The 24312-nt window shown below is 42.8% G+C and carries 20 protein-coding genes and 1 pseudogene; 12 read left to right on the forward strand and 9 right to left on the reverse strand.

Annotation, left to right across the window (positions count from 1 at the left end; translation table 11 throughout):
• The first annotated feature begins 107 nt into the window (after positions 1-107).
• From DES35_RS08985 to DES35_RS08995, 3 genes are all read left to right on the forward strand, one after another.
• Positions 108-584: a type I restriction enzyme HsdR N-terminal domain-containing protein gene (locus tag DES35_RS08985; protein ID WP_125039478.1), complete on the forward strand. Its 477-nt coding sequence runs from the start codon at positions 108-110 to the stop codon at positions 582-584.
• 1 nt (position 585) lies between these two features.
• Entirely contained in the window at positions 586-1788 is a 1203-nt protein-coding gene (locus tag DES35_RS08990) for a class I SAM-dependent rRNA methyltransferase (RefSeq protein WP_037360554.1), read from the forward strand.
• A 75-nt stretch (positions 1789-1863) separates the two neighbouring features.
• Entirely contained in the window at positions 1864-2679 is an 816-nt protein-coding gene (locus DES35_RS08995) for a universal stress protein (RefSeq protein WP_037360556.1), read from the forward strand.
• Between the two features lie 51 nt (positions 2680-2730).
• On the opposite strand, the gene DES35_RS09000 is transcribed toward DES35_RS08995, so the two are convergent.
• The 6 genes from DES35_RS09000 to DES35_RS09025 all read right to left on the reverse strand — a co-directional run bounded on the left by DES35_RS09000 (position 2731) and on the right by DES35_RS09025 (position 11534).
• A complete protein-coding gene (locus DES35_RS09000) occupies positions 2731-3768 on the reverse strand; it encodes a glycosyltransferase family 9 protein (RefSeq protein WP_084180226.1) in 1038 nt (345 codons plus the stop codon).
• A gap of 2 nt (positions 3769-3770) precedes the next feature.
• A complete protein-coding gene (locus DES35_RS09005; RefSeq protein ID WP_037360559.1) occupies positions 3771-4391 on the reverse strand; it encodes a DUF4254 domain-containing protein in 621 nt (206 codons plus the stop codon).
• 4 nt (positions 4392-4395) lie between these two features.
• Entirely contained in the window at positions 4396-5589 is a 1194-nt protein-coding gene (locus tag DES35_RS09010; protein WP_114366400.1) for a pyridoxal phosphate-dependent aminotransferase, read from the reverse strand.
• An 89-nt stretch (positions 5590-5678) separates the two neighbouring features.
• The gene (locus tag DES35_RS09015; RefSeq protein WP_037360563.1) at positions 5679-8363 is read right to left on the reverse strand and encodes a T9SS C-terminal target domain-containing protein; all 2685 of its coding nucleotides are present in this window, start codon (positions 8361-8363) and stop codon (positions 5679-5681) included.
• 271 nt (positions 8364-8634) lie between these two features.
• Positions 8635-10710 carry a helix-hairpin-helix domain-containing protein gene (locus DES35_RS09020; protein WP_037360565.1) on the reverse strand — a complete coding sequence of 692 codons (2076 nt, stop codon included), beginning with the start codon at positions 10708-10710 and terminating at the stop codon, positions 8635-8637.
• Positions 10704-11534 (reverse strand): PorV/PorQ family protein, encoded by an 831-nt coding sequence (locus DES35_RS09025; RefSeq protein WP_037360568.1) that lies wholly within the window; start codon positions 11532-11534, stop codon positions 10704-10706. The genes DES35_RS09020 and DES35_RS09025 overlap by 7 nt, the downstream gene beginning before the upstream one ends.
• Positions 11535-11580: 46 nt before the next feature.
• On the opposite strand from DES35_RS09025, the gene DES35_RS09030 reads away from it, so the two are divergent.
• Together DES35_RS09030 and DES35_RS09035 are read left to right on the forward strand one after the other, a co-directional pair.
• Positions 11581-14436, forward strand: a complete 2856-nt coding sequence (locus DES35_RS09030; RefSeq protein ID WP_051889449.1) for a sensor histidine kinase — start codon at positions 11581-11583, stop codon at positions 14434-14436.
• A 5-nt stretch (positions 14437-14441) separates the two neighbouring features.
• Complete coding sequence (locus DES35_RS09035) at positions 14442-15212, forward strand: LytR/AlgR family response regulator transcription factor (protein ID WP_037360572.1); 771 nt, start codon at positions 14442-14444, stop codon at positions 15210-15212.
• 3 nt (positions 15213-15215) lie between these two features.
• Here DES35_RS09035 and DES35_RS09040 read toward each other — a convergent pair whose 3' ends face one another.
• Positions 15216-17429 carry a reprolysin-like metallopeptidase gene (locus DES35_RS09040; protein WP_114366401.1) on the reverse strand — a complete coding sequence of 738 codons (2214 nt, stop codon included), beginning with the start codon at positions 17427-17429 and terminating at the stop codon, positions 15216-15218.
• 35 nt (positions 17430-17464) lie between these two features.
• Here DES35_RS09040 and DES35_RS09045 point away from each other — a divergent pair, with 35 nt between their 5' ends.
• From DES35_RS09045 to DES35_RS11690, 7 genes and pseudogenes are all read left to right on the forward strand, one after another.
• Positions 17465-17851, forward strand: coding sequence for a thiol-disulfide oxidoreductase DCC family protein (locus DES35_RS09045; RefSeq protein WP_114366402.1), 387 nt, complete (start codon positions 17465-17467; stop codon positions 17849-17851).
• A gap of 57 nt (positions 17852-17908) precedes the next feature.
• On the forward strand, positions 17909-18220 hold the full coding sequence (gene rplU, locus DES35_RS09050; protein ID WP_037361215.1) for a 50S ribosomal protein L21: 312 nt from the start codon (positions 17909-17911) through the stop codon (positions 18218-18220).
• 13 nt (positions 18221-18233) lie between these two features.
• Complete coding sequence (rpmA, locus tag DES35_RS09055; protein WP_037361218.1) at positions 18234-18503, forward strand: 50S ribosomal protein L27; 270 nt, start codon at positions 18234-18236, stop codon at positions 18501-18503.
• Positions 18504-18592: 89 nt separating this feature from the next.
• Positions 18593-19420: a 3-methyl-2-oxobutanoate hydroxymethyltransferase gene (gene panB, locus DES35_RS09060; protein ID WP_037361221.1), complete on the forward strand. Its 828-nt coding sequence runs from the start codon at positions 18593-18595 to the stop codon at positions 19418-19420.
• Positions 19401-20093 carry an RluA family pseudouridine synthase gene (locus DES35_RS09065; protein ID WP_051889484.1) on the forward strand — a complete coding sequence of 231 codons (693 nt, stop codon included), beginning with the start codon at positions 19401-19403 and terminating at the stop codon, positions 20091-20093. The genes panB and DES35_RS09065 overlap by 20 nt, the downstream gene beginning before the upstream one ends.
• A gap of 94 nt (positions 20094-20187) precedes the next feature.
• Positions 20188-20256: pseudogene (locus DES35_RS11805) on the forward strand (hypothetical protein); the annotation flags it as partial.
• Between the two features lie 321 nt (positions 20257-20577).
• Positions 20578-21072 (forward strand): hypothetical protein, encoded by a 495-nt coding sequence (locus tag DES35_RS11690; RefSeq protein ID WP_037361223.1) that lies wholly within the window; start codon positions 20578-20580, stop codon positions 21070-21072.
• A gap of 17 nt (positions 21073-21089) precedes the next feature.
• Here the strand turns inward: DES35_RS11690 and DES35_RS09075 are convergent, their stop codons facing one another.
• Both DES35_RS09075 and DES35_RS09080 read right to left on the reverse strand, forming a co-directional pair.
• Positions 21090-22433, reverse strand: coding sequence for an ABC transporter permease (locus DES35_RS09075; protein ID WP_037361226.1), 1344 nt, complete (start codon positions 22431-22433; stop codon positions 21090-21092).
• A complete protein-coding gene (locus DES35_RS09080; protein ID WP_037361229.1) occupies positions 22426-23355 on the reverse strand; it encodes an ABC transporter ATP-binding protein in 930 nt (309 codons plus the stop codon). Before DES35_RS09080 ends, DES35_RS09075 begins: the two co-directional genes overlap by 8 nt.
• Positions 23356-24312: the final 957 nt, after the last annotated feature.

Below are 24312 nucleotides of genomic sequence, written 5' to 3' on the forward strand. Positions count from 1 at the left end.
AGGCACAAACAAAGGCCACCCAACGGGTGGCTTTTTTTGTTCAAGATGGTTTATCATTATTTGATTTTTCGTTTTCACTGCTTCTTCATTCCTTTACTTTTACCCTTATGAAACCTGATTTGACTAAATTTCCTGTGCTGAATTTTTATCCATTACCCGAAAGTGCCGTACTGACTAAAAACGGAGCTAACTACATTTACGACATCATTCGAAAAAAGTGGTTGCCACTTACTCCTGAAGAATGGGTCAGACAACATCTCATCTTTGAACTGCTTCAGAAGGGATATCCGCCCCAGACCATCAGTGTGGAAAAGAGTTTTAAAGTCTATAACACAGAGAAAAGATTTGATGCAGCGGTGTTTGGGAGAAACGGCATCCTGATCCTGTTTGAATGTAAAAAAGCCGGAGACGTTATATCAGATAGAGTGCTGCAGCAGGCCATCAGATACAACCTAGCTCTTAGAAGTTCTTATATCGGGCTCACAAATGGCTTTGACCATTACATTTACCGGTGTAATCAGCAGCAATATACATTGGAAAGCTGCCAAATTCCTGATTTTGTGACATTGAACCAAACAAGATAAAATGGCGAAATCTACTTCCATCCACTATCCTAAAATTATTATCCGTAAGGAAAAAGAAAAAATCTTCTTTCAAAGACATCCGTGGATCTTTAGCGGGGCTATCGGATATATGCCTGAAGACATCGAACCGGGCAGTCCAGTGGTGATCTGCAACTCGGATGGGGCGGTTAAAGGCATTGGTTTTTTTGGAAAGGGAAGCATAGCGATAAGAGTACTCACATTCACTTACACACACCAGCCGGTAGAAGACATTGTGAATGAAAGAATTCGGGAGGCCATTCAATTTCGTCGGCAGCTTGGCTTTTTTCATTCGGATCAGACAAATTGCTTTCGTCTGATATTTGCCGAAGGTGATGCTTTGCCCGGATTGATCGTGGATTATTACGCCGGAGTATGTGTGATGCAGTGTCACCATCCCGGTATGTACAAGCTTAGAACGACAATTTACCATGCGTTGATGGAACATCTAGATGGGCATATTTTGGGAATTTTTGACAAAAGCGCCGATGCCCTGCACGACAGTACAGTTTCCAATAAATGGATATATGGAACGGAAAGAGATGAATTGGTGGTCTCTGAAAATGGGAATTGTTTTCACATCGATATCAGACATGGCCAGAAAACTGGATTTTTCATCGATCAGCGTGAAAATAGAAAGCTTTTATCCCAACTTTGTAAAGGCAAATCTGTTCTAAATACATTTTGCTATACAGGAGGGTTTAGTATTTATGCTCTTAAAGCCGGAGCTGAGGAAGTAGTTTCAGTTGATTCCAGCAGCAGAGCCATTGAAATTTTGGAAAAAAATATAAAAATCAACGGTTTAAACGGAAGCAGGCATCAATCTTTAGTCGCTGATGCCTTTGACTATCTGACCAGGATCGACAGGACTTTTGATATAATCGTGCTGGATCCCCCCGCCTTTGCAAAAAGTCATAAGGTGACTCATAATGCCATCACCGGTTATAAGCGTCTCAATGCGTTGGCCATGAAAAAGATACCTGTGGGAGGTTTGATAATGACATTTTCATGCTCTCAGAACATCTCCGATGAGTTATTTTACAATACTGTGGTGTCCGCTGCAATGGAAGTTGGAATTGACTTTCAGGTAATCCAATGGCTTGACCAGCCAGCAGATCACCCGGTTAGTATTTTTCATCCCGAAGGTAAATATCTGAAAGGTATACTCATTAGACGAATGGCTTAGTGCCTTACCTGATGATAATTGTCATGTAATTCAAAAAGATACAAACGCTAATTTCGAACCCGTAATTTACTTGTTATGAAAACAATTATTTTTCCAACCGATTATTCAGAAAATGCCAATCGCGCCCTTGAATTTGCAATTGAATTTGCCCGGAAAACAGGAGCTAAAATCATTGCAATGAATGCATACGATCTGCCATATGCCGAAACAGTGATGACCCATTCGCTTCTGGAAATTATGAAAGAAAATTCAGAGGCAGGCATGGCAAAAGTGGCTGAAAAACTTAAAAACGCTAACATACCTTTTGAAACACGGTGCCTTGTGGGAAATCCGGTGCGACTGGTGAAAAATCTGGTAGAAGATGAAGGAGCGGAAATGGTCATTCTCGGGACAAAAGGTGCCAGTGGTATTGAAGAAATTCTGATAGGCAGCAATGCTGCAGCTATTTTGCAAAGTGTTACTGTACCTGTTATAACCATTCCGGCTGGTTCTAAATTCAACGGGGTGAGAAAAATTGTGTTTGGTGCCGATTTTAAATCCAAGAAAAACAGTACAGCGCTGCAACAATTGGCTGAAATTGCGGCTGTTTTCAATGCTGAAGTTGTGATTGCTCATGTAATCGTAAATTATGGTATTGATAATCAGACCGTATTGGATGCAAAAAGGCGAATTTCTGATTATTTAAAAGGTATTCCTCACAGATTTGAAGTACTCAGTGGAGAAAATGTAGAAAATACTCTCCTGGAATTTGCTGAACAAGAAAGAGCCGACATGATCGCATTGATGAGCCGTAATTACAGCTTTTTCGAATCCATATTTCACAAATCCGTAACAACTAAAGTAGCTTATCATACAAAACTTCCTTATCTCGCATTACACGAAGACAAGTAATTTAGTTTGTTTTGTATAGCTCCCGGAAAAATTGGATTCCGGGTTTTTTAGTTAAGGAGGAGACGTCCGGCCTGCCTGTGTTGATTGTTGCCTTCGGGTCTCTAATGCTTTTTTCACCTGTTGAAAGACTTGTTCTGTAGTGATGGACTCCATACAGGCATGATCGCCACGAAAGCACTTTTTTTGTCCGAATGCAGAACACGGCCTGCATTCCAGCTCTTTCTGAACGATAAAGTTTTTTGAAATGCCCAGCGGGCCGAAGCCAATATAGGGATGCGTAGGTCCCCAGATGCTCACAACTGGCAATCCACATAAATAGGCCAAATGCATGTTGAATGAATCAAGGGCCACAAAAGCATCTAATGAAGTCATCAGTTGAATTTCTTCGGCAAGGCCTTGTATAGCAGGAATTTGGATGTATTGTGCACTGTCAGGGAAGAGGTTTCTAAAGTTTCTCTTCTCATCCTGGCTACCAAAAACAATGCATTCTATTTGATTTTCGCCCAGCAGGCGGACAAGTTCGGCAAATTTTGATTCAGACCATTGTTTTACTCGATGTTTGGCATAGGGTGCGATTCCCACCTTAAGGCTTCCTGATGATATTTGATTTCCGGTAGCAACGTACACGGGCAAATAAATGTCTTGCCAAAGCACCTTTCCCGGCAAAGCATCGAGATATCTATCTACGGTATGAGCGAGAGGGTAGAGTAATTTATTTTTCCTGCGCGTGAGTTTTCGCTTTTCTGACCTGCCTTTATTAATTCTTGAAATCTGAAAACCCTGAAATCTGAAAAAAGTACTTAGCACGCGGCTACGTAGATTGTCGTGTAAGTCAGCTACCAGATCAAAATCAAAATAATTGACCAGCTGGTCGGCCAGCATTTTCATTCCATTGAGTCCTTTGTAGTCTTTATTCAGGTCGGCAGGGAAAAATTCGCATCGCTCAATGGGCTCAAAGAGGGGTTTAAACTGAGGTCTGGAACACACCAGTAACTCATTTTTCTGGTTTGCACTGAGCCACGCTTTGGCAGCTGCTGCTACCAACGCTACGTCGCCCATCGATGAAAAGCGAATAGCAAGGACTTTCATCGCTATTTTTTGGATTTTTGATAGAGTATCGGATTGGTAGCCGGGTCGTTGTACATTTTAACAGCCCGATAGACTTTCACAATCCTTTTTCCCTCAGCGATATCTGTAAGCAATTGTTTTATAGCAGTTATCAAATCTTTTTTTTGAGTATAAAGGAGATTTAACTTTTTGGAACAGTGCTCGATGTGGTCCTCGGCTGCGTCATCTCGGCTGGCCTCCACCTCCATGTGATAAATTTTCAGAGACAAAATAGATAATCTGTCCAATGCCCATGCGATGCTTTCAGTATTGAGATGTGCATCAGGTCGCGGTTTGATGGTGCTGTAATAATTAAAATAGAAATCATCTATAAGTTCGACCAGGTCGGTTCGGCCCTGATTGAGTGAATCTATTCGGCGCTTAATAGCAAGGGCTTTTACCGGCTCAATGTCTGGATCCCGTATGATGTCCTCAAGATGCCACTGAATGCAGTCGATGCTGTTTTTTTTGTACAACAAGTACTCAAAAGTACCTTCTTCATAAGGTATTTCCACGGACTGATCCACGTTGTCGGATATATGGTAATCGTCAATACTTTGTTCAAAAATTTGATAGATGAAATCTACATCCGTATGAATCGCCATATTCTTAATCTTTTAACTTGTTAACTGCTTCGTGAATTCTAGAAATTGCATCTATTAGGTCGTTTTCTGAAGCTGCATAGGAGATTCTAATGCAATTGCTCGCACCAAAAGCGTCTCCACTCACCGTGCTTACATGGGCATGGTTGAGCAGATACATACACAGGTCTTCTGTTGTGGATATTTTATTCCCCATATAGTGTTTTCCCAGCAGTTTCGAAACATCCGGGAATACGTAAAACGCTCCTTTGGGCAGATTGAGTCTGAAACCTGGGATTTCGGAGAGCAGGTCTATCACAATATTTCTACGTCGGTAAAAAGCTTCGCGCATATATCCGATTTCTGATGGATCGGCTTTTAAGGCCGCTATGGCAGCTCTTTGACTGATGGTGCAGGTGCCACTGGTAAACTGACCCTGGAACTTGTCACATGCCTGTGCAATTCTTTTGGGGGCACCTATATAGCCAATGCGCCAGCCCGTCATGGCGTATCCTTTTGAAAGTCCATTTACCGTGATAACTCGGTCTTTTATTTCCGAAAATGAGGCAAGACTGATGTGTTTTTCCTCAAAGACAATGTGTTCATAAATCTCGTCCGATATGGCATATATATGTGGATATTTCCTAAGGATTTCGGCTATTTCACTAAGTTCCTCGTAGGTCAAAACCGATCCTGTGGGGTTGCATGGAGAGCTGAATATCAATAGTTTGGTTCGTGGTGAAATGGCTGCTTCTATCTGGTCGGCCGTTGGCTTAAAGTCTTGCTCAACTCCTGCTTTTACAAAGACAGGAACACCCTCGGCCAACTGCACCATCGATGTGTACGACACCCAATATGGAGTGAAAATAATCACTTCATCTCCCGGATTCACTAAGCACATAATGGCATTGATAAGGCTTTGCTTAGCACCGGTACTTACCACTATTTCATCGGGGATATACTCCAGATGGTTGTCTCTTTTAAATTTTTCAGAAATAGCCTCACGCAAGTCCAGGTAGCCGGCCACAGGAGAGTAATGGGAGTAGTTGTCTTCTATAGCTTTTTTAGCTGCTTCTTTTATAAAGTCAGGTGTGTCAAAGTCTGGTTCGCCAAGGCTTAAATTGATTACATGAACTCCTTTTGCTTTCAGTTCGCGGCTTTTCCTTGCCATGGCCAGCGTTTGGCTTTCGTTTAGCTCGTTTATTCGCTTTGATAGGGTCATACAAGAGAGATCTACAGATTAAATAGGAATGCAAACATATTGATTTGCTTTAATTCTTTGTTTTGAGATGTATGAAAGGGAATTTGATTTTAACGGAATAGAGTCACTGAACCTTTAAAGTCAAATATTTCGGGCTGGTCATCGTCGGATAAAAACATGACGCTGATCACGTAGAAATATGTTCCGTCAGAACATAATTTATTGGTGAATTGGTCTTTTCCATCCCAGCCCGCTTCTGAAAATTGAGCTGCATCGGCCTCGTAGACAAGCTGTCCCCAGCGATTGAATATACTGATTTTTCCATCGAGGATATCAATCCAACGAATTGGCAAAAAGATGTCATTAGTACCATCTCCATTAGGTGTGAATACATTGGGTAATTTTATATCAGGACAGGAAGGAAGGCAGATAGGGGCAGAAAGTTTACTTTCCTTTGGTATTTGTTGTGGGTCAAATGGATTTATGGTTACAGCGGTGAATGCATAGCAGCCTGCAAGAGTCATTTTTTCTAAACGCAGCGAAGGGGAGGTTATCATGGTCATGGCGGGTTCAACCGGAAAGTCTTCGCTTTTCCGCCTTTTGTAGTACAGATTGTAATACAAGAGGGTCAAATCTTGCATGCATAATCCCGTATCATTGAAGGTTAAGGCAAATTCCAATAATCTATTTTCACAGATGTAATCAGCCGTTACGATTGGAGGGCAGGGAAGAGCTGTGTCAGCAGGGATATCGCAGACAATCTGAGAGCGGTTGATCAGGTGTGTCGGCATATTGCTGCCTGTAAAGTTTCCAATGGTTTTTAGATAATAGCAATAGGTAATACCATTTTGAAGGCCTGTATCGAGATAGGTGGGTTCTGTGCTGAAGCCAATCGAGTCAAATAGCTGGGTAACGGGATTTTGACGATAAGCTATCAGGGTGTCGTTTGTCCAGGGGCCGTCAAAATCGTAGGCTAATCGGATAGCCCTATTGGAGGGTATGGTTTTCAGAAAGGGCTGCGTAGCTGGATATGAGCGATTTACTACTGTTTGCGATGGTCCGGACAGGAAATCCACTCTATATCTGTATATGATGCCGGAAGTATTGAGCAAAGTATCCGTGTAGCTGGTATCGGTCAGAGACGCAAAGTAGGATATTTCAGTGAAGTTGGTTCCGCTGATGCCTTCAGCTCTCATCAGCTTGTAGGAATAGGGGGGAGGATACAGGTTAGTATCAAGTTCTTGCGGTCTGATCCATTTGATGTCAATTCGGCCTGTTGTCTCTGATGTTTCTGTTACATCTGCATTGGTAAGGATTGGGCCGGTTCTGGCCAGCTCACTGCACGCTTCGGCTGAAGCAATGCTTTCAGCGCCGTTTTGGTAATCAGCGACAATTCGGTAGCAATAAATGACTCCCATTTTAGGTACTGTAGTATCGGCAAAATAGGTGGTATTGGAGCCCGATGCATACCCTATTTCTTTAAAGCCAGCCGATTCAGGAATACCCGTCTGGCAACTGTCTGGCGAAAAGTCGGATGTCCCTTCTTTGCGGTAAATTTTAAATCCACGCACTTGATCTGAACAGGAGTATAAATCCCATGAAAGTTCAATTTTTCCCATTGAGCCGACAGCCTGAAGGTTAGCAGGCGGTGGACCGATAACCAGAATTTCAGTGGTCATGTAAGCCGATAAGGCATTTTCAAATGGAGTTAAGGCCTGGTCAACGGCCCTGAAGAATACCTGATAAGGCTGCTGCCGTACATGATTGCAGGCTGTTGTCCATCGAAATGTCCTAGTCACCGATGATGAATCAGATGGTGAACCCATCAGTACAGCTGTAGGAGGTATGATGAAGGGCCCTCCGGTGGCAGTAAGCGTTACATTGCGATGGTCAGGGTCAAACGCTGTAACAGAAAAAGTAAGCGTTTCGCCCGCAACTACGCAGAATGGACCAACCGGCGGTATAACAGGGGGTTGATTGCTGCATTGTCCCACTGTGATTTGCAGATCCCTGGTCACCTGGCTGATCAGTGCATATTGACCGGAAGGAGTCTTTCTGAATTCGGAAATCATGATAGCAAAATTGTACTGTCCTACATTTTTAGGAACGTTCCATTCTAAGTCGCCGGTGAGTTGATTAATGGTTATGGGGTCTTGTACCAGATTAGGAGCATAAGTAGTCTGAAATTCAATACCCCCTGCTCCCCTGCAGTTGACCAATGTGAATACAAGTGAATCTCCATCCGGGTCGAATGCCCCCGGATTATGGATATAAGGTTGATTCAGACAGGCATCGTCAATTGGCGGATTGAGCAGTTGGACGGAGTTGTTAGGACCGAGTATGGGATTGATTACCAATGTAGTTTGTATGTAAAATGGAACAGAAATACTCCCTGGTATATTGCTCACTCCGCCGTTGCGATTGGGGTCTTCCATGCTGATGATGTAAATTCCGGCAGATGGGTAGGTATGGGTACCTCTGTAAATGTTTAGCTTTACGTCGTTGGCATCCACAAGGCTTACTCCCATGCCTATACCCGGACCACAGGAAAGCCCCGTTGGTCCGTTTATTCTGTTGAGTACTGAAGTGGTATTATCCCCCCAAGATACAGTGAGACTGCACCGATCGGCAGCTACACTGGATTCTTTGGTATAGGTGGTAATGGTGACTTCATAGGTAAGGCCAGCTATGTGGCGGTAGGTAATCTCTCCAGCCCTGTTGTGGGTTGCTGAAAGCCATGCCGGGGTTAACAAACAAAAAAACAGAAAATACCGTATCATCCAGCGTTGAAACATGTCACTAATATATTAGTAAAACACCAAATCGGAAATACTTGATTATGCAGTTTCGGCAAATGTGAACTCCGGTTTGCCAGAAGGCAGTTATTTTCAATCGATGCTGTGAAAATCCTTTTCAGTAGAATTCAAAACAAACATCAAGAAAAGGAATTTACTATTTTCCGTTAACGCTGATGGGTAAGAAAATAGCTCTTTTACCGGGGGTATGTATTGGATGTGTTCTTTTTTAAACGTTAAAATATTATGATAGCAGGATTGCGTCGGAACATTACAGTTTCAATCTGCACTGCACCCTAATATCTGAGGCTATGTTCCCATCTATTTGCTGGAGTCCGGAACTGATTATATATCTGTCAGTAAATCTCGTAATGGCATATCTGACCCAAAAGGTCAGACGTTTATAAGAATATTCTGCCATGACATAGGACCTCGTACCTCTATCGTATAGGGCCGGGACTGAAAAAGAGTAGAGGACGTCGTTTTCAAAGGCATAAATCCGACTATCGAAGTCATCTGTATCGTACACGCTGAGCCGATAGGTTATTTTCAGAGGAGTTTTTGGCAAGGAAAAACGAATATCCTGAAATACCAACCAGCCCCTGCTGAGCCCTTTGTGCGATTCTGCCCTCGAAAATTCTATTCTGGAGGCCAGATGGATTCTATTATTTGGAAAAATGTTTTGGTGCCATCGCATGATATATCTTTTTTGTTCGGCTAAAGGTCGAATTACGGTTTCGTCAGGTCCATTGATTTGATTGACTTCTTCTCTCAGGCGCAGGTAGAAGTTGTACCGACGGCTCAAGAAATATTCCCCTTGAATAAATACATCTCTTCCTGTAGTTGGAAGACTGGCTGAGAACCTAGGCCAGTCAAATTGATAAAGGTCTGCGTAAGCATTGATAAAAAGCCTCGGAGCAGCTTCCCAGCGAAAACCTGTGTAAAATCCTCTTTCCGCATCATTTCCTGTACTTTCTGCAAAAGGAGCATGAAAGATAGCAGAGTATTCTTTTTGAAAGTGCCTGTAAAACAATACATAGGTCAGTTTGCTTCCGGCGCTTACATAAGCTCCGTGGGTCATAGCCAGGCCACCTGCCTGGTTGATGGCCATCTCTCCAAACAGCTGAATTGAAGGCAATAATACCTGGTAGTCGAGAGAAGCATTCCAGATGTTTCTTCCTTGAATGTTAAATTGTTGGTACAATGGGGTGGGGGAGGCTAAAGGGGGATCAAAGCGATGCTGTACAGCTGTGGCCCCAATCCTGAAAAATCCAAAATCACCAGTTGCATGTGCACCAACGCTTTCCATCGAAAGGGTTTTTCTTGCTGCTCGTTCGGTAGGTGTTCTATGAAGACCAGTAAGCCTGAGGGACCCACCTTCTACTATCGTTTCACCTGTATCTTCATCGATGATGGTTTCGCTGAGGGCTGATGACATTCTTTTCAGAGAGTAAAAGGCTGATAGATCTATGTTTTTAAAAGTGTAAGTCAAAGCACCACCTCTGAAAAATCGATTTTCGTCAAGACCGTTATAGGGAATAAAACCTCTTCCGAAGCGCTGCACATTGAGCACAGATGGTGACTTTCTAAAGGCAAGTGAGCTCCAAAGGACCAGGCCCTGGCCAAACTGGGCTTGATAGTCTCCAATAATCAATGACTTGAGGCGCTTTTTACCCATCAGGGCTATGTGCCCGCTGTAGAAATCAAAACCCCTTTGTCCTGCCTCCCAAAGTATAGGCTCTCCGGGGTCTTTTTCACCAGTGAATCCAAAACTTAGCTGATTTCCGAACGTGTATCGGTGTCTGATAAATACGCGGCTCGGGTCACCTAAATAGTAGCTACCAATAGTGGTGTCTCCGGCTCTTACCTGTCTTCGAAGCAAATATCCTCGACGTTCTTCAAGTCCCAACTGTACCCGCATCACGGTAAGGTGTCGTCCGCGTGTCAGCATTTCCTTTAAGCTGAATTTCCGGGGCTCGACTTCACCCAAATAAGTAAATGTTTCAAGTTTTTTGATGACCGACTCGTCAAAGCCATTCAGATACCCAAGCTCGTAAAATGTGACTATTCTACCATATTTTCTTCTGTGCTCCAAAAGATTGAATATCTGAAACGCATTTAAAAATCCAAGCTGTGAAAGCAATTCCTTTCCCGCTGTGTTGAGGTTAATCTTATGATCTCTGAAATAGTCCAGATTTTCAGCCCATTGAATGACATCAGCATCCTCTCCCGCCACTTCGGTAATCGCTTCCACTTCTTGTTCCAACTCATTGAGTTCAATCTGTCCGCTGGCTATAAACCAGCAAAATAGGATGCAAAAACCGGTGATAAGTACTTTATTTACCATAAATAGGATACATCAGCACCTGAAATTCCACCCGGGAGTGCTACATGCACAAATGCCAGATTGACCCGCAGGGTTTTGTATCCCCAACCCAGCCCAAGGCTGAAGGCCGAGTTTGTGTGTGAGTAACCAGTCCTGAGCCAAAGATGCTTTTTCCAACCCCATTCTATTCCAGTTTTAAATTGCGCTGGCAGAAGCTCAAATTTTGAAATTTCAGCGAACAAAAACAGCTGCTCTCCAGCTGTGTACCTTGTACCAAATGAAGCACCTACCGGCATATAATCGTTGTATTCTTTTATTCGGCTGATTTGAAAAGGATTGTGAATTACAATGCCAAAGCTAAGCCTTTGATTAAGCGAAAAGAAACTACCCAGGTCTGCTATCGGCTGGAGATAATGACCTCGTTCAGCCAGGAAATAATGAATCAATCCCGTTCGGACGCCTACGGACAATAATTCTGATAAAGGAAGTCCATAACCCACTAAGAAGTGATTCTCAGAAAATCCTTCAATTCCCATGGAGCCAATGCCAAAGGAGAGAATGCTTGTCCGATTGATTCTTTGTACTACGCCTAAATGATAAACATTTAAGTCGGAAATTCCAAACCTGTTTTGCACCGAAAGGCCAATCGATGACCCTTCTATGTCTTGTCCTGCAGCCGGGTTATTAAAGGCCGTAAAGGCATCCCCGAAAACAGTATAAATCCCCCCAACTCCTAAAGCCCGCATACCAACAGCTGTTCCAAGGGGCTGCCCTTGCATAGGCGGAATGGGAATCAGTGATGAAACAACTACCAGCAATACTTTTGAAAAAAAAACCTTGTGCAATGGGGTAAATTATTTGCTGCAATAATATTATACTAAAAGTAATTAAATGCACTCAAAAATAATCATCGCCACTATACTAAGTAATTTACTGATTACCAGAGCATTTTCAAATTATGACCTGCCGATTTTGTTCAAATCCTTTGGAATCGAAAACGGTCTTTATTCTACAGAAATCAACGATGCCCTTTTAATAGACCAAACCTTCCGATTTTTTGGCAGCGAAGGTCAGGGCCTTATTAACTATCGAAAAGGAAACTTTTATTACTATGGTGTGCCAGAGGGATTGAGGGTCCCATTTGTAAATGCCTTAGCTCTCTACAATTCAGATAGTCTTCTGGTGGCATCCGAACATGAAGTGTACTTTTTCAGTCAAAGAAGCAAAAAGTTCTACTTGATTGCTACATTAGAAAATTCCTTGAAAATTCGAAAATTTGTTCAGTTTGAAAATCGCGTGTATTTCCTTTCAAACACCGGTGAATTGTTCTCATTCGAAAAAAACACTTCAGATTTTTTACTCTTAAAATCCGAATTAAAAAATATAAAAAAAGTATTTACATGCCATCTTAGTTTATACGTAATACAGGGTGACTATACCTTATCCGAATGGGAAGATAACTCCATCAAAAAAGTATATGTAAGTAAAGAAAAAATTCTTAATGCAATCGAAAGAAACGGAATAATTTATCTGTTTACAAGTTCAAAAATTATCAAAATAAAAAATCATAATGTTATCGACAAAGTCAGATTGCATAAACCCATAAATCAAATTTATAGTCTGCAAAAAAATAAAAATTATATTGTTGGTCTTACCGGTACAAATGAAATTTTTTTAATCGATGAAAATGACAATCAAAAAATTATCAACTCAAAAACATATATCTTCAGAATTTTTCTATTTGATAATGATGAATTGTGGGTTTCTGAAAACGAACGATTAAAATGCTTTCTCTTAAATTCCATTTACTCGTTTACTTCATTTGATTATCCCGTTGGGAAATTAATTCTGGACAAAAGAGTCATACATGATAATCTGTATATATCTTTTGGAAAAAAAGTGTTGCAATGCGACCTGAATTTAGGTAATATTCGCTTAATATCAGATTTTTTTCACACGAATACCGGCATAGTTTTTCAGATTTTACCTTGGATGGACCACTCCATATTGTTCAACACTGAAACTGGTATTTATCAGTGGTATCGAAATCAATTGCTTCATTATCGTCTGATGAATTTTCCCTTTGATATAGGCAATATAGATGTATTTTACGGTCAGCTGAGTTTTCTGAATGACAAGGGCTTGTTGGTTTATTTTAAAGATAAAAAATATCAATACTTCTTGAATAACGCATGGATCAAACATTACAGAATATCGGATAGTTTACTGGTTTTAATCGATCCGGACATGATAACTTTTGTCCTTTGCAACCTCGATTCACTACATGAGCTTAAATCGTATCCTTTTAACCAAATTACTTCTGTACACTTCGATACAATTTCGAAAGCTATTTGGGTTTTTGAAAATGCTACATTGCACAGGATTTGTTTAAAAGATTTTCATAAAATTGAACAAAGATATTTTGGGACAAATCCCAGATTAATAGAAACCGTAGGTCGAGATAGCCTACTTGTGTTTTCTGATGAATTAAGGCTTCTGATTGCAGGTAATTCCAATTCTACAGCATACACCCTTAAATTTTCCGACTGGTTAACCCGAAATGTTCAAATCAATGCGGTCGTTCGGCATGGGAACGACATTTTTATAGTGAGCGAAAATGGAATTTTAAAGAGTGAATCAGATGACTTTCTTAAACCTCTCAAAACACATTTCAAAATTGAAAAACTACTGGTCAATGGTGTACAAAAATTTCATGACAAACCATTGACCCTGAGAAGTTTTGAAAACACGCTCAGTTTTATTTTTGAACCGGTGTCAGATATTTTTTCAGAGACCAGTTTTCTATTTCGTTTTATCATCATTACAGATCAAAAAAGCGATACAGTTGTGTCATCGGTAAACGAGCTGTATCTGACCAATCTGATTCCGAACCGTTACAAAGTCTTATATCAATTATTTACTCGTACTGGCGAGCTGCTTGATGAGGGGGAAATTTCCTTTCTAATCAAGAAGCCATTTTATCTTACAGGGTATTTTCTCCTTTCATCTTCATTCGCGATTATACTTGTTGTCTCTATTTTCATACGGTGGCGAATGCGACAGCTAAAGGAAAAAATAGCTCTAAAAGAACAATTACTTGAAACAGAAACCAAAGCGCTCCGATTGCAGATGAATCCTCACTTTTTATACAATTCACTGGAATCAATTGAAGGCTATATTCTGAAGGCAGATAAAATAACGGCAGTTCGTCATTTGAATAAATTTACCCGATTGATGCGACTCATCCTTGAAGGAAGTGACAAGGGGTTTCATTCGCTTAAGCGAGAAATTGATTTGCTTAAAAATTATCTCGATCTCGAACAGATGCGTGCCGAACGATCTTTTGAGTATGAATTTGAATACTTTCCAGATGAAAAAGCTTTGGAAAACCATCAAATTCCATCCATGATCCTGCAACCACATGTTGAAAACTCAATTATTCACGGTCTCCGACCTTTGAAGGACCGAAAAGGTCTAATTAAAATATCCTTTTATCTTCGTGAAAAGGAAAATATCATCGATGTATTCATTGAAGACAATGGGGTAGGAAGGATAAAATCATCCGAATTACCTGTAAAAACTGATGTGAAATCAAAATCATTGGCTCTAAAAATCAACAAACAAAGACTTGAATATCTGAGTCAAACTTCAAAAAAACAGCTATTTATAAAAATACATGACAAAATGGATGTTAACGGTTTACCTTCGGGTACCATTGTTCACCTTGTTTTGCCAATTGTAAAATAGAATCTATGGAGGTATTCAAATTGCTTATCGTAGACGACGAACAGGGAATTATAGAGTCTCTATCGTCTAAAGTTTTGGCTGTATGCAACGACGTAAAAATAATTGGTGCGGCCTCAACCATTGACCAGGCGCTTTCTGTCATTGAAAATCATAAACCGGACATCATACTTTTGGACATTCACCTCAATGACGAAAGCGGATTTGAATTAATTCAGGAAATGCAGCTGGCCCTTGATGATTATGAGCCTGCCATCATTTTTATCACAGCATACGATGAATATGCGATTAAGGCTTTCAGAGTTAATGCAGTGGATTATTTACTTAAACCAGTAGACATGGACGAATTGTCAGCCGCCATTGATAAAGCCAGGAAAGCCAAAAGCACTCCTTTGGCAGACCTATCCAAGCAATTGCCACAACAGATTGCAGCACCTCTAAGAGTCGACGATAGAATTCCCGTTTACACAAACGAAGGAATTATTTTTTTAAATCAGGAAGAAATCATCCGTATTGAAACCTTTAAAGCGCACACAATAATAATAAAAACGGATGGACAGAAAATTGAATCCACCAAACCCATCCGGTTTTATGACCAAATGTTACAAAACACATCACTAACACGTATTCATAAATCCTATATTGTCAACATTAATTATGTAAGAAAATACCTCCCGTACAGTGGGGGTTACCTGGAGCTAAACGATGGAGAAGTTTTCTCCATTTCAAGCCGAAAGAGAGAATCCGTATTGAAGAAAATCACATCGCTCTACCAGTAGGCTTCATTGTATTACCCACTTCAGGGACTGAGCCCCTTCGTAGGATGTGATTCGAAGGATGTAAGTACCCTTACTTATACCTTTAACCATCAACGGTATCCGTTGAATACCTGCATCTAATAATAGCGAATCCTGGTATACTATTTTGCCGTCAAGTGAAGTGATAGCAATGGTTGTTTTGCCATGGATTGCTTTTTCAAAATAGATGGTGCATTCCCTTTCTGCTGTGCTTGGGTTGGGATAGATGGATGCTTTTAGTGTAGCAACAGCCAATTCTTCAGTGGTTAAAACAGCTGGGCTGATGTTGAAAAATCTGGATACGGTAAAAAAGATTTGGTCGACCCCATCTATTCGAAGTCTGGCGGCCGAAGCACTGATGTTTGGTGGAAAAATAACAAGGGCTTCCCCGGTATTTGGCCTGCGACCTAAATAGTGTTCCCAGGTCGAACCATTGTTTGTGCTTAGAAAGATGTCAACTTCTTTGCAATTGATGTTTCCGGCATCGGTATTAGCTACATTCCAGGTGATGCGGGAGATGACTCCGGACTTCATTGCTGCCCCCTGATTGGGGTAGGTGATGACAAATGGTCCCGCATTGCCATCCACTGACAGTTGTACCTGCCGGTAGCTGACTGCAGAACCGTCTCTTACCGTGAGTCTGAATCTGAGATTTCTTCCATAGGTCGGTAAAATTTCTCCTACGACATTTACACCGGTGAGAATGGACGGATATCTTGGGAAGAATCTTGTTCCGTGGCTCACAGGCTGAAAACTTCTGAAAATCGGTGCATTTCCGCTAGGATTATTAGGGGCTCCGGAAGGACCTGTGTCAAATTGTTCCCAGGTGTAGGTGATGGGGTCGCTTTCCGGGTCCGACGCATAGCCAATCAGCCTGAAAGGAGTCTCTTTTGGAATTGAAGAATTCGGCAATACTACACTGTCGACAACCGGAGCACTGTTAGGCGTTGTGATACGATTGGCGCAGCTGTTACCGATGCCCAATATGGCAAAATTGTACATTTCACCAATGGAACCGATGTGGAAATAGTCATCCGAATTGTTCTGCAAATTGGGAGGACAGATGCCCGCATATCCCATGATGGTGGAAGCGCTGCCCGGTTCCCACGCCGTTGGACCGTTGCGTTGGCAGGAGTTGTTCTGGGTGTGATTGGCTCCAAATTGATGACCTATCTCATGTGCCACATAATCTATGTCGAATGGGTCACCTACGGGAGCTGAACTTCCGGTTACGCCCTGTGCCTTGTTGCTCAGACACACACAGCCAAGAGCTGCCAACCCACCTCCTCCTGTACTGAAATTGTGGCCAATATCGTATGCATTTGACCCGATAGCGTTGTTGATTACATTGGGATTGGTTGTCAACAGTTGGTTGGAGTTGTTGTTCTGAAAAGGGTCAGTAGCTGGATCGAGAAATATTAATGTGCTGTTGTTTGGTACGAGCACCAACCTGATGGATATATCTCGTTCATACACGCTGTTCACACGATTTATTGTAGTGATGATGGCATTCATTACCGAGGGAATTGTACCCCCGTGAAATTGGCTGTACTCGCCAGTAGTGGTCACTGCCAGCCGGTATTCTCGTCTGATTTTTTCAACTACCACCACATTGTTGCCGATATTTTCGGTCCTGTGCTCCGGATTGAGATCATCCCTTAGCGTAGCACCCGTAAAATGACAAAGGGCCTGCTTGTCAGTGAAGAAGTGCTTTTTAAAATAGCATATTGCCAGCTCTGGTTTGTTCCTGTACACCGGATCGATGAACCAACTTCCTTCGGGATGGCCTGTAACCATAGCAGTAAAACCCCGGGGACCGATTTCGGCCTTCAGGTATAGGGAGGTGTCACCGCTGATGTAATAGCCTCTTATTGCTCGTATGGTCTGAAATTCCTCCATCATGGCTGCTGGCATTACACCAGATTGTGCAATTTTGAAAGTATAAATCCCCCCATCAGGTGCGGGGATACTCAGATATTTAAACGAACACTTTTCCCAAAACTCGCAAGCAGGAGCACTTTTAAAAATCTCTAATATTTTATGGTTGTCAAATTCAAAGAGCTTAAAATCGGTAGCAGATATTTGAGCTTCTCTCCGGTCATATAAATTTCTATCCTTTTTGACAAAGAGTAATTCCTGTGAATGGCCTGAAAGTGCCAAACTAAAAATCAGAAATAGTTGGATTAACTTTTTATGCATAAATTCGGTTATTACAACTAAAGCACAAAAGTAGCATGCGTCAGGCAGTGATCTTTATTGATTCGGACTGTGTATTGTGTGAAAAAATTTCACATTGGATCGCCCGGGTCGACAAAGAAAACAAAATCCTATTGTCTAACCTGGGAGGCATTACTCACTCCCAGTATTCAACTACCAGCCCGGAAAAGGAATATGTTCAGATGATGTACAATGGAAAATGGTTTAAAGGGCCTGAAGTATTTTTTAAACTCCTCGACATCCTTGGATTTCCATATAAGCTTCTAAAAATCTTCAACCTGCTTCCAGGCCCGGTTCTCTGGTTCATCTATTCGCATATTGCACGAAGGCGATACGTCATTTTTGGCCGCAAGCAAACATGTGTGCTGCAAAATCCTAAACTAAAAGAAAAATTTTTACCTTAAGGGTGTTAATTTAGATATCAGATGTACCTTTGCAGCCCTAAATCAAATACCCTAATAATGTACGCAATAGTAGAGATAGCAGGGCATCAGTACAAAGTACGCAAAGACCAGCCTCTCTTCGTAAATAGACTCCATTCCGCTGTAGGCGATGAAATTACATTCGATCGCGTTTTACTGGTGGAGGATGAAAACGGAGTGAAGGTCGGCGCCCCGGTTATAGAAGGTGCAACCGTAAAAGCTGTAGTAGACCAGCACTTAAAAGCAGATAAAGTACTCATCTTTAAGAAAAAGAGAAGAAAAGGATACCAGAAACTCAATGGGTTCCGCCAATCCATCAGCAAATTGATTATAAAAGATATTAACGCATAAAACCACTAAAGTCATGGCACATAAGAAAGGCGTCGGTAGTTCCAAAAACGGACGTGAATCAGAAAGCAAGCGACTTGGCGTGAAAATATTTGGCGGTCAGGTAGCAATCGCAGGTAATATCATCGTTCGCCAGCGCGGCACCCGTCATCACCCGGGCAAAAATGTCGGAATGGGCAAAGACCACACCCTCTATGCCCTTGTAGATGGAATTGTCGAATTCAAAAAGAAAAAAGACAACAAATCCTTCGTATCTGTAGTGCCCATAGAGGCTGCACAAGCCTGACCCAAGGTTTTATTCACCCATTTTAAGCTATCGTCCTCTGGATGATAGCTTTTTCTTTTATTTGCATTTGTTCAATAAGCAAAACGTACATGTCAACAGCCAGGTCCTCAGCTTCAGGTGAAAAAAAAGTAACCACCAATACCGTGCAGGAAATGAAGCGTCGGGGAGAAAAGATCTCCATGCTTACTGCATACGATTACACAATGGCCAAGATGGTAGATGCAGCCGGAATCGATATCATCCTTGTAGGCGATTCAGCATCGAATGTCATGGCTGGGCATGAAACCACTTTGCCAATTACCCTCGACCAGATGATTTATCACGCTTCTTCAGTCGTAAGGGCTGTCAGCAGAGCCCTGGTAGTGGTCGATTTGCCTTTTGGTTCCTATCAGGGCGACAGCAAGCAGGCCCTCAATAGTGCCATTCGCATTATGAAAGAATCAGGTGCACACGCTGTAAAGCTTGAAGGAGGGGAAGAAATAGTCGACTCTATCCGAAGAATATTATCTGCCGGCATCCCAGTGATGGGGCACTTGGGCCTCACACCTCAGAGCATCTACAAGTTTGGCACCTATACAGTCAGAGCCCGCGAAGAGGCTGAAGCCGAAAAATTATACAACGACGCCCTGCTTTTAGAAAATACAGGCTGCTTCTCCATCGTCTTAGAAAAAATTCCCAGTGATCTGGGTCGCAAAGTCGCACAGTCAGTCCGTATTCCGGTCATTGGTATCGGAGCAGGCGCCGATGTAGATGGTCAGGTCCTGGTCATTCACGATATGCTTGGGATGACCTATCAGTTTCACCCCAGATTCCTTCGCAGATATCTCAATCTTTATCAGGAAATTACCACTGCCATCAGTCAGTATGTAGCCGATGTGAAATCCGGTGATTTTCCAAATGAAAACGAACAATACTGACCCCTTTCCATCCGACCTTCCCAACCGGATCAGATACGAAGACAATCACCTGATCATCCTCGACAAACTTCACGGAGAGCTCGTTCAAGGCGATAAAACCGGCGATACCTGTCTGGCTGACTTTGTTAAAAACTATCTGAAAATCACTAAAAATAAACCTGGAAATGTATTTCTTGGAGTCACACACAGACTTGACAGACCCACTTCAGGTCTGGTAATATTTACCAAAACAAGCAAAGCCCTTGCGCGAATCAACCAGATGTTCAAAGACCGAAAAGTCACAAAAATTTACAGAGCACTTGTTGAAGGCTCCCTCCCTCCCGGAGTAGAGATTACTCTCCAGAACTATCTCTCCAAAAATGAAAAAACAAATAAATCCGCAGTCGTTGAAGCCAATCACCCATCCGCAAAACCAGCCAAGTTGATCCTTCAAACAGTGGAAGAATATCGCAACTACAGCCTGGTCGAAATTCAACTCTTCACCGGTCGCCATCATCAAATAAGATGTCAACTGGCACATATTGGCCACCCCGTAAAAGGCGATGTCAAATACGGAGCCCGGCGACCGAATCGAGACGGTTCCATCAGCCTGTTAGCTTACAAACTCCTTTTCCCGCATCCCATAACCAAGCTCCAAATTCACGTCACAAGCGAACAGCCCCTTCATCTTTGAGCAGTACAGCTTAAATTTGTACTAAAAAAAACTGAATCACACACGCGATTACTATGCTGTTCTGGGTCTGAAGCCCGGTGCAACACCCGATGAAATAAAAAGGGCCTACCGCCTTCTTGCCAAAAAATACCACCCCGACCGCACATCCAACCCCGCCGATCACTCCCGATTTAGAGAAATTCAATCAGCCTACGAATACCTCACCGGAAAAACTAAGAAAAAAAGAAAACACTCACAGCCTCCTCCTTATACTCCACATGCCGAGCCTCAACGCACTACATCCACCAATACAGACCATTTCAAACGCAAATACGGCATTTCCAAAGAAGAATGGCTCCGCCGAAAAGCCAATTCAGAGCGCATCAGACAAAAGTATTCAGAAGAAGCCTATAAATCTCTGAAAACCGGTTTTTTATGGGCCATTGCTACTGCTTTCTGCATCAGCGTCGTATTTCCAGTTGGCAAAAGTCTCTTTTATGAATGGATGATCAGCCGGGAGCCGGCCAGCACCCTGGGCAGTATCAGTTATGCTTTTAGTCACGAAATTGGGCTAAACTTCTCTACACCACATGGACAAAAAAGAGCAGAGCTAAGAGGTAAATATTTCGCCGGCACCACCTATTTGCCCAATCTGTTCCCCGCCGAAAAAAACGACCTGTACAAGGTACGGTACTATAGCTCCAACCCAAACTATTTCAAAGTCGATTTCTACGACCTCCCATATACCACTCTCGACAAATATCTGTCCAATTGCCAAAGGGTCATCCAGTCAGGTTCACCTTACTTTCGTCAGCTGCATCCGGACAGAATTACGGAATTTCTTGCCGAAGTTTATACCGAATTCGGCATTACAGGTCTAAGTATGATATATCACCACTCCACAGCTTTCTACCAAAACCTCAGATACAACTCCGTAACCTTCTACTTCTTTAAAAAAAACGATACCTGGAAGCAACTTATGCGCAAATATGCTCATTGATTAGGTCATTTCTCCCTTTAAACTTTGTACGAAAACCACTTAATCACCTCCCGTAAATTGTACTTCTTGCCATAGCGGAGGATTCCAACCCGATAAATCCTGCCCGCCACCCATGCAGCCAGCACAAAAAATCCTACCAGAAAAACCATCGAAAGCCCAATCTGCCACCAAGGTACACCAAAAGGAATACGCGCCATCATGATCACCGGCGAAGTCAGAGGAATGTAAGACAGCACTACAGCCAGATTGCTGTCCGGGTTTTCGACCACAGCTGTCATAGACAATATGGCCAGAATCAGCGGCACACTGATGGGCAACACCATCTGCTGCGTATCCGTCTCATTGTCCACCGTAGACCCTACAATCGCAAACAAAGCCCCATATACCAGATATCCAAACAAAAAATAAAACAAAAACAACGACAGCACCACCGGAAAATTGATGTTCTCAATCGCCTGGATGATCTCAATCGAACGGTCAATATCCATCGGCAAGGCACTACCCTCTCTATCCAGTTCAGCCCTCTGGGCAGCCAGCACACGAGCAGCATCAAACTTTTCCCTGAAAATCAACTGAGATGTCAACACATATATCCCAAAACTCAGTACCACCCAAATCAGAAACTGAAGTAATCCTGTCACAGCTACACCTATGATCTTTCCCATCATCAGCTGAAAAGGTTTCACCGATGTAATGATTAGCTCCACTATTCTACTTGCCTTTTCCTCAATTATACCTCGCATCACCATACTTCCATAGAGAAATATAAATAAGTAGATGAGCAGACTACTGATAAAAGCCAACACAAACTTTACTTCCGTCGACGATTGTCTCTCCTTTTGGGTAGCCTCCTCCAGATAAAATGTTCGCACCCTCACTTGCGTTGTACTCTGCTGCACCACTGCCGGGTCCACCCCCAGCAATTTGAGTTTTTCTTCCTGTATCTTTGACTTAATCAGACTTTCAACAAAGGCTTGTACCTTCAGACTGATGTCGTTTTTGCTGTACATTGCAATCCCTGCCGCTATAAAATCCGGGTCCCAGCTCTCTCCCGTAGGCACATATAGCAGCGCATAGTACTCCCCCTTTTCCAACACCATGGCCTTAGACTCCTCCAGCGAATACCGGTTCGGGTCGATGTATACAAACCTGATGTCCTCATTCCCCTCTTCAAAATCCAGAATCATCGCCTTATCATGCACCAAAATGGTGCGGGTATCCGTCTGAATGTTCGACAGCAAAGCTGGAGCTACAATCAAAGCCCCAAATAACAAAGGCCCTAAAATCGTCATCACCAAAAACGACCTCTTCCGTACCCTGAACAAAAATTCCCTCCTGATAATCAACCAAATCTTATTCATCCCTCTGATTTTTGACCACATCTATAAAAATTTCCTTCATAGCCGGCAGAATCTCCCGCACTGCCTGCACCTGTCCCGTGCCCGTTGCCAGCAGAGCTGTCAGAAATTCATTAATCCCTTTGTTTTCCCTGTCCATCACCCTCACCACCATATCTCCGTTCGGTTGCCCGAGCTTTTCACACTCATATCCGCTTACCACAGGCAGGTCCATACCAGTGCTGGCCCTCACCACGATTTCCCACTCCTTTCTGGCAAACTGTTTTTTAATGCTCCCCAGCGGACCACTAAGCACAACCTTCGAGCGATCTATCAACACAATGTCTTCACAGAGCTCCTCCACTGTATCCATCCGGTGCGTAGAAAAGATGATGGTCGTCCCTCTCCTATGCAGCTCCATCAGCTCATCCCGGATTACACCCTCATTCACCGGATCAAAACCCGAAAAAGGCTCATCCAGAATCAAAAGCTCCGGCTCGTGCAGCACCGTGATGGCAAACTGCACCTTTTGCGCCATCCCCTTCGAGAGTTCCTCCACCTTCTTGTCCCACCAACCCATTATATCGAGTCGCTCAAACCAATATTTCAAAGCCCTTTTCGCCTCCATCTCTCCAAGCCCTTTCAACCCTGCCAGATAAAGCGCCTGTTCACCCACCTTCATGCTTCGGTACAAGCCCCGCTCTTCCGGCAGATAGCCAATCCTGCTCTGGTGAACAGCACTCAGCAGACTCCCATCAAAGAGTATCCGCCCACTATCAGCTGTAAATATCTGATTTACAATTCGTATCAGCGTAGTCTTGCCAGCCCCATTGGGCCCAAGAAGCCCAAACAAACAACCTCTTCGCACACACATCGTCACATCCGACAGCGCCTTATGCTGGCCATAAGCCTTCGATACTCCCTCTATTTCAAGAATATTTTCCATTTCATCAATATTTTGTATTTGGGCGTGCCCCCGCTCGACGGCCTACTGCAGTAGGCCTTTCCGCGCGGGGTCGGGCTGCTCCGGGGTACGCTTCGCTTCCGTGCTTCGCACCGCCCAGAAGGGCGCCCTCCGCATCCCTCACGCATTCCATATCGGCGACGATCCCTTAAACGCAGGCAAATTAAGTCCGAATCACCCTGTCGACCAACGTGAAATCTCCATTAAAACCCTTTTAAACTTCTCCGGGTCGATAGCTTCAGATAGTCAACAGGTTACAAACACCAGATTACACCACTACTTCCTGATTGGTTGAAGGACACCTGCAAACCCTACCCTACACCAGTCAAAAATACAAACCAGGCCATCACGCGTCACTTCTTCACCATTTTTTGAGATATACTACCCTGCTTTTTGTCTGATCCTCACCAAATTAATCTCATCCATATCAATACCTCTTATGAGCCGGTCTGCCGTATCAACCAATCCGAAATTTATCATTTACACGACAATTTATAACTCACATCCCATGCTAATCCATCCATATTTAATTACATGCTGCAAAAGCGACTTCATATCCTTTTGGTTGTGCCACTGCAATAATTTTTTCTATAACCTCTATAACCTTTCGAGCTCACACAGGCTATTGGTATCACAGTATCTTGGAAATCGGCGCCATATAACTGTTTAGTACCCGGAAAGATTTTCGTATAGCCTTCAAATTATCCGGAAGTTGAGGCTGGAGTATCCGGGATTTCATCTTCTTTTTGGAAGTTTTCCGTATACTGAACCTTCTTATGTAAGGCTCAAGAGACAACATGTACGGTTTAAGTTGCTAGCTAATTTTAAGAAGACCGGAGAAAATCATAATATTTATGAACTCAATAAAACAATACAAAGTACCATGTCTATGTAGTGCAGACGCTTTTGGTCCTGTAGCACCCATCAGCAATTGAGAAA

Source organism: Schleiferia thermophila, assembly GCF_003337435.1.
In the GTDB taxonomy this organism is placed as follows: Bacteria; Bacteroidota; Bacteroidia; order Flavobacteriales; family Schleiferiaceae; genus Schleiferia; species Schleiferia thermophila.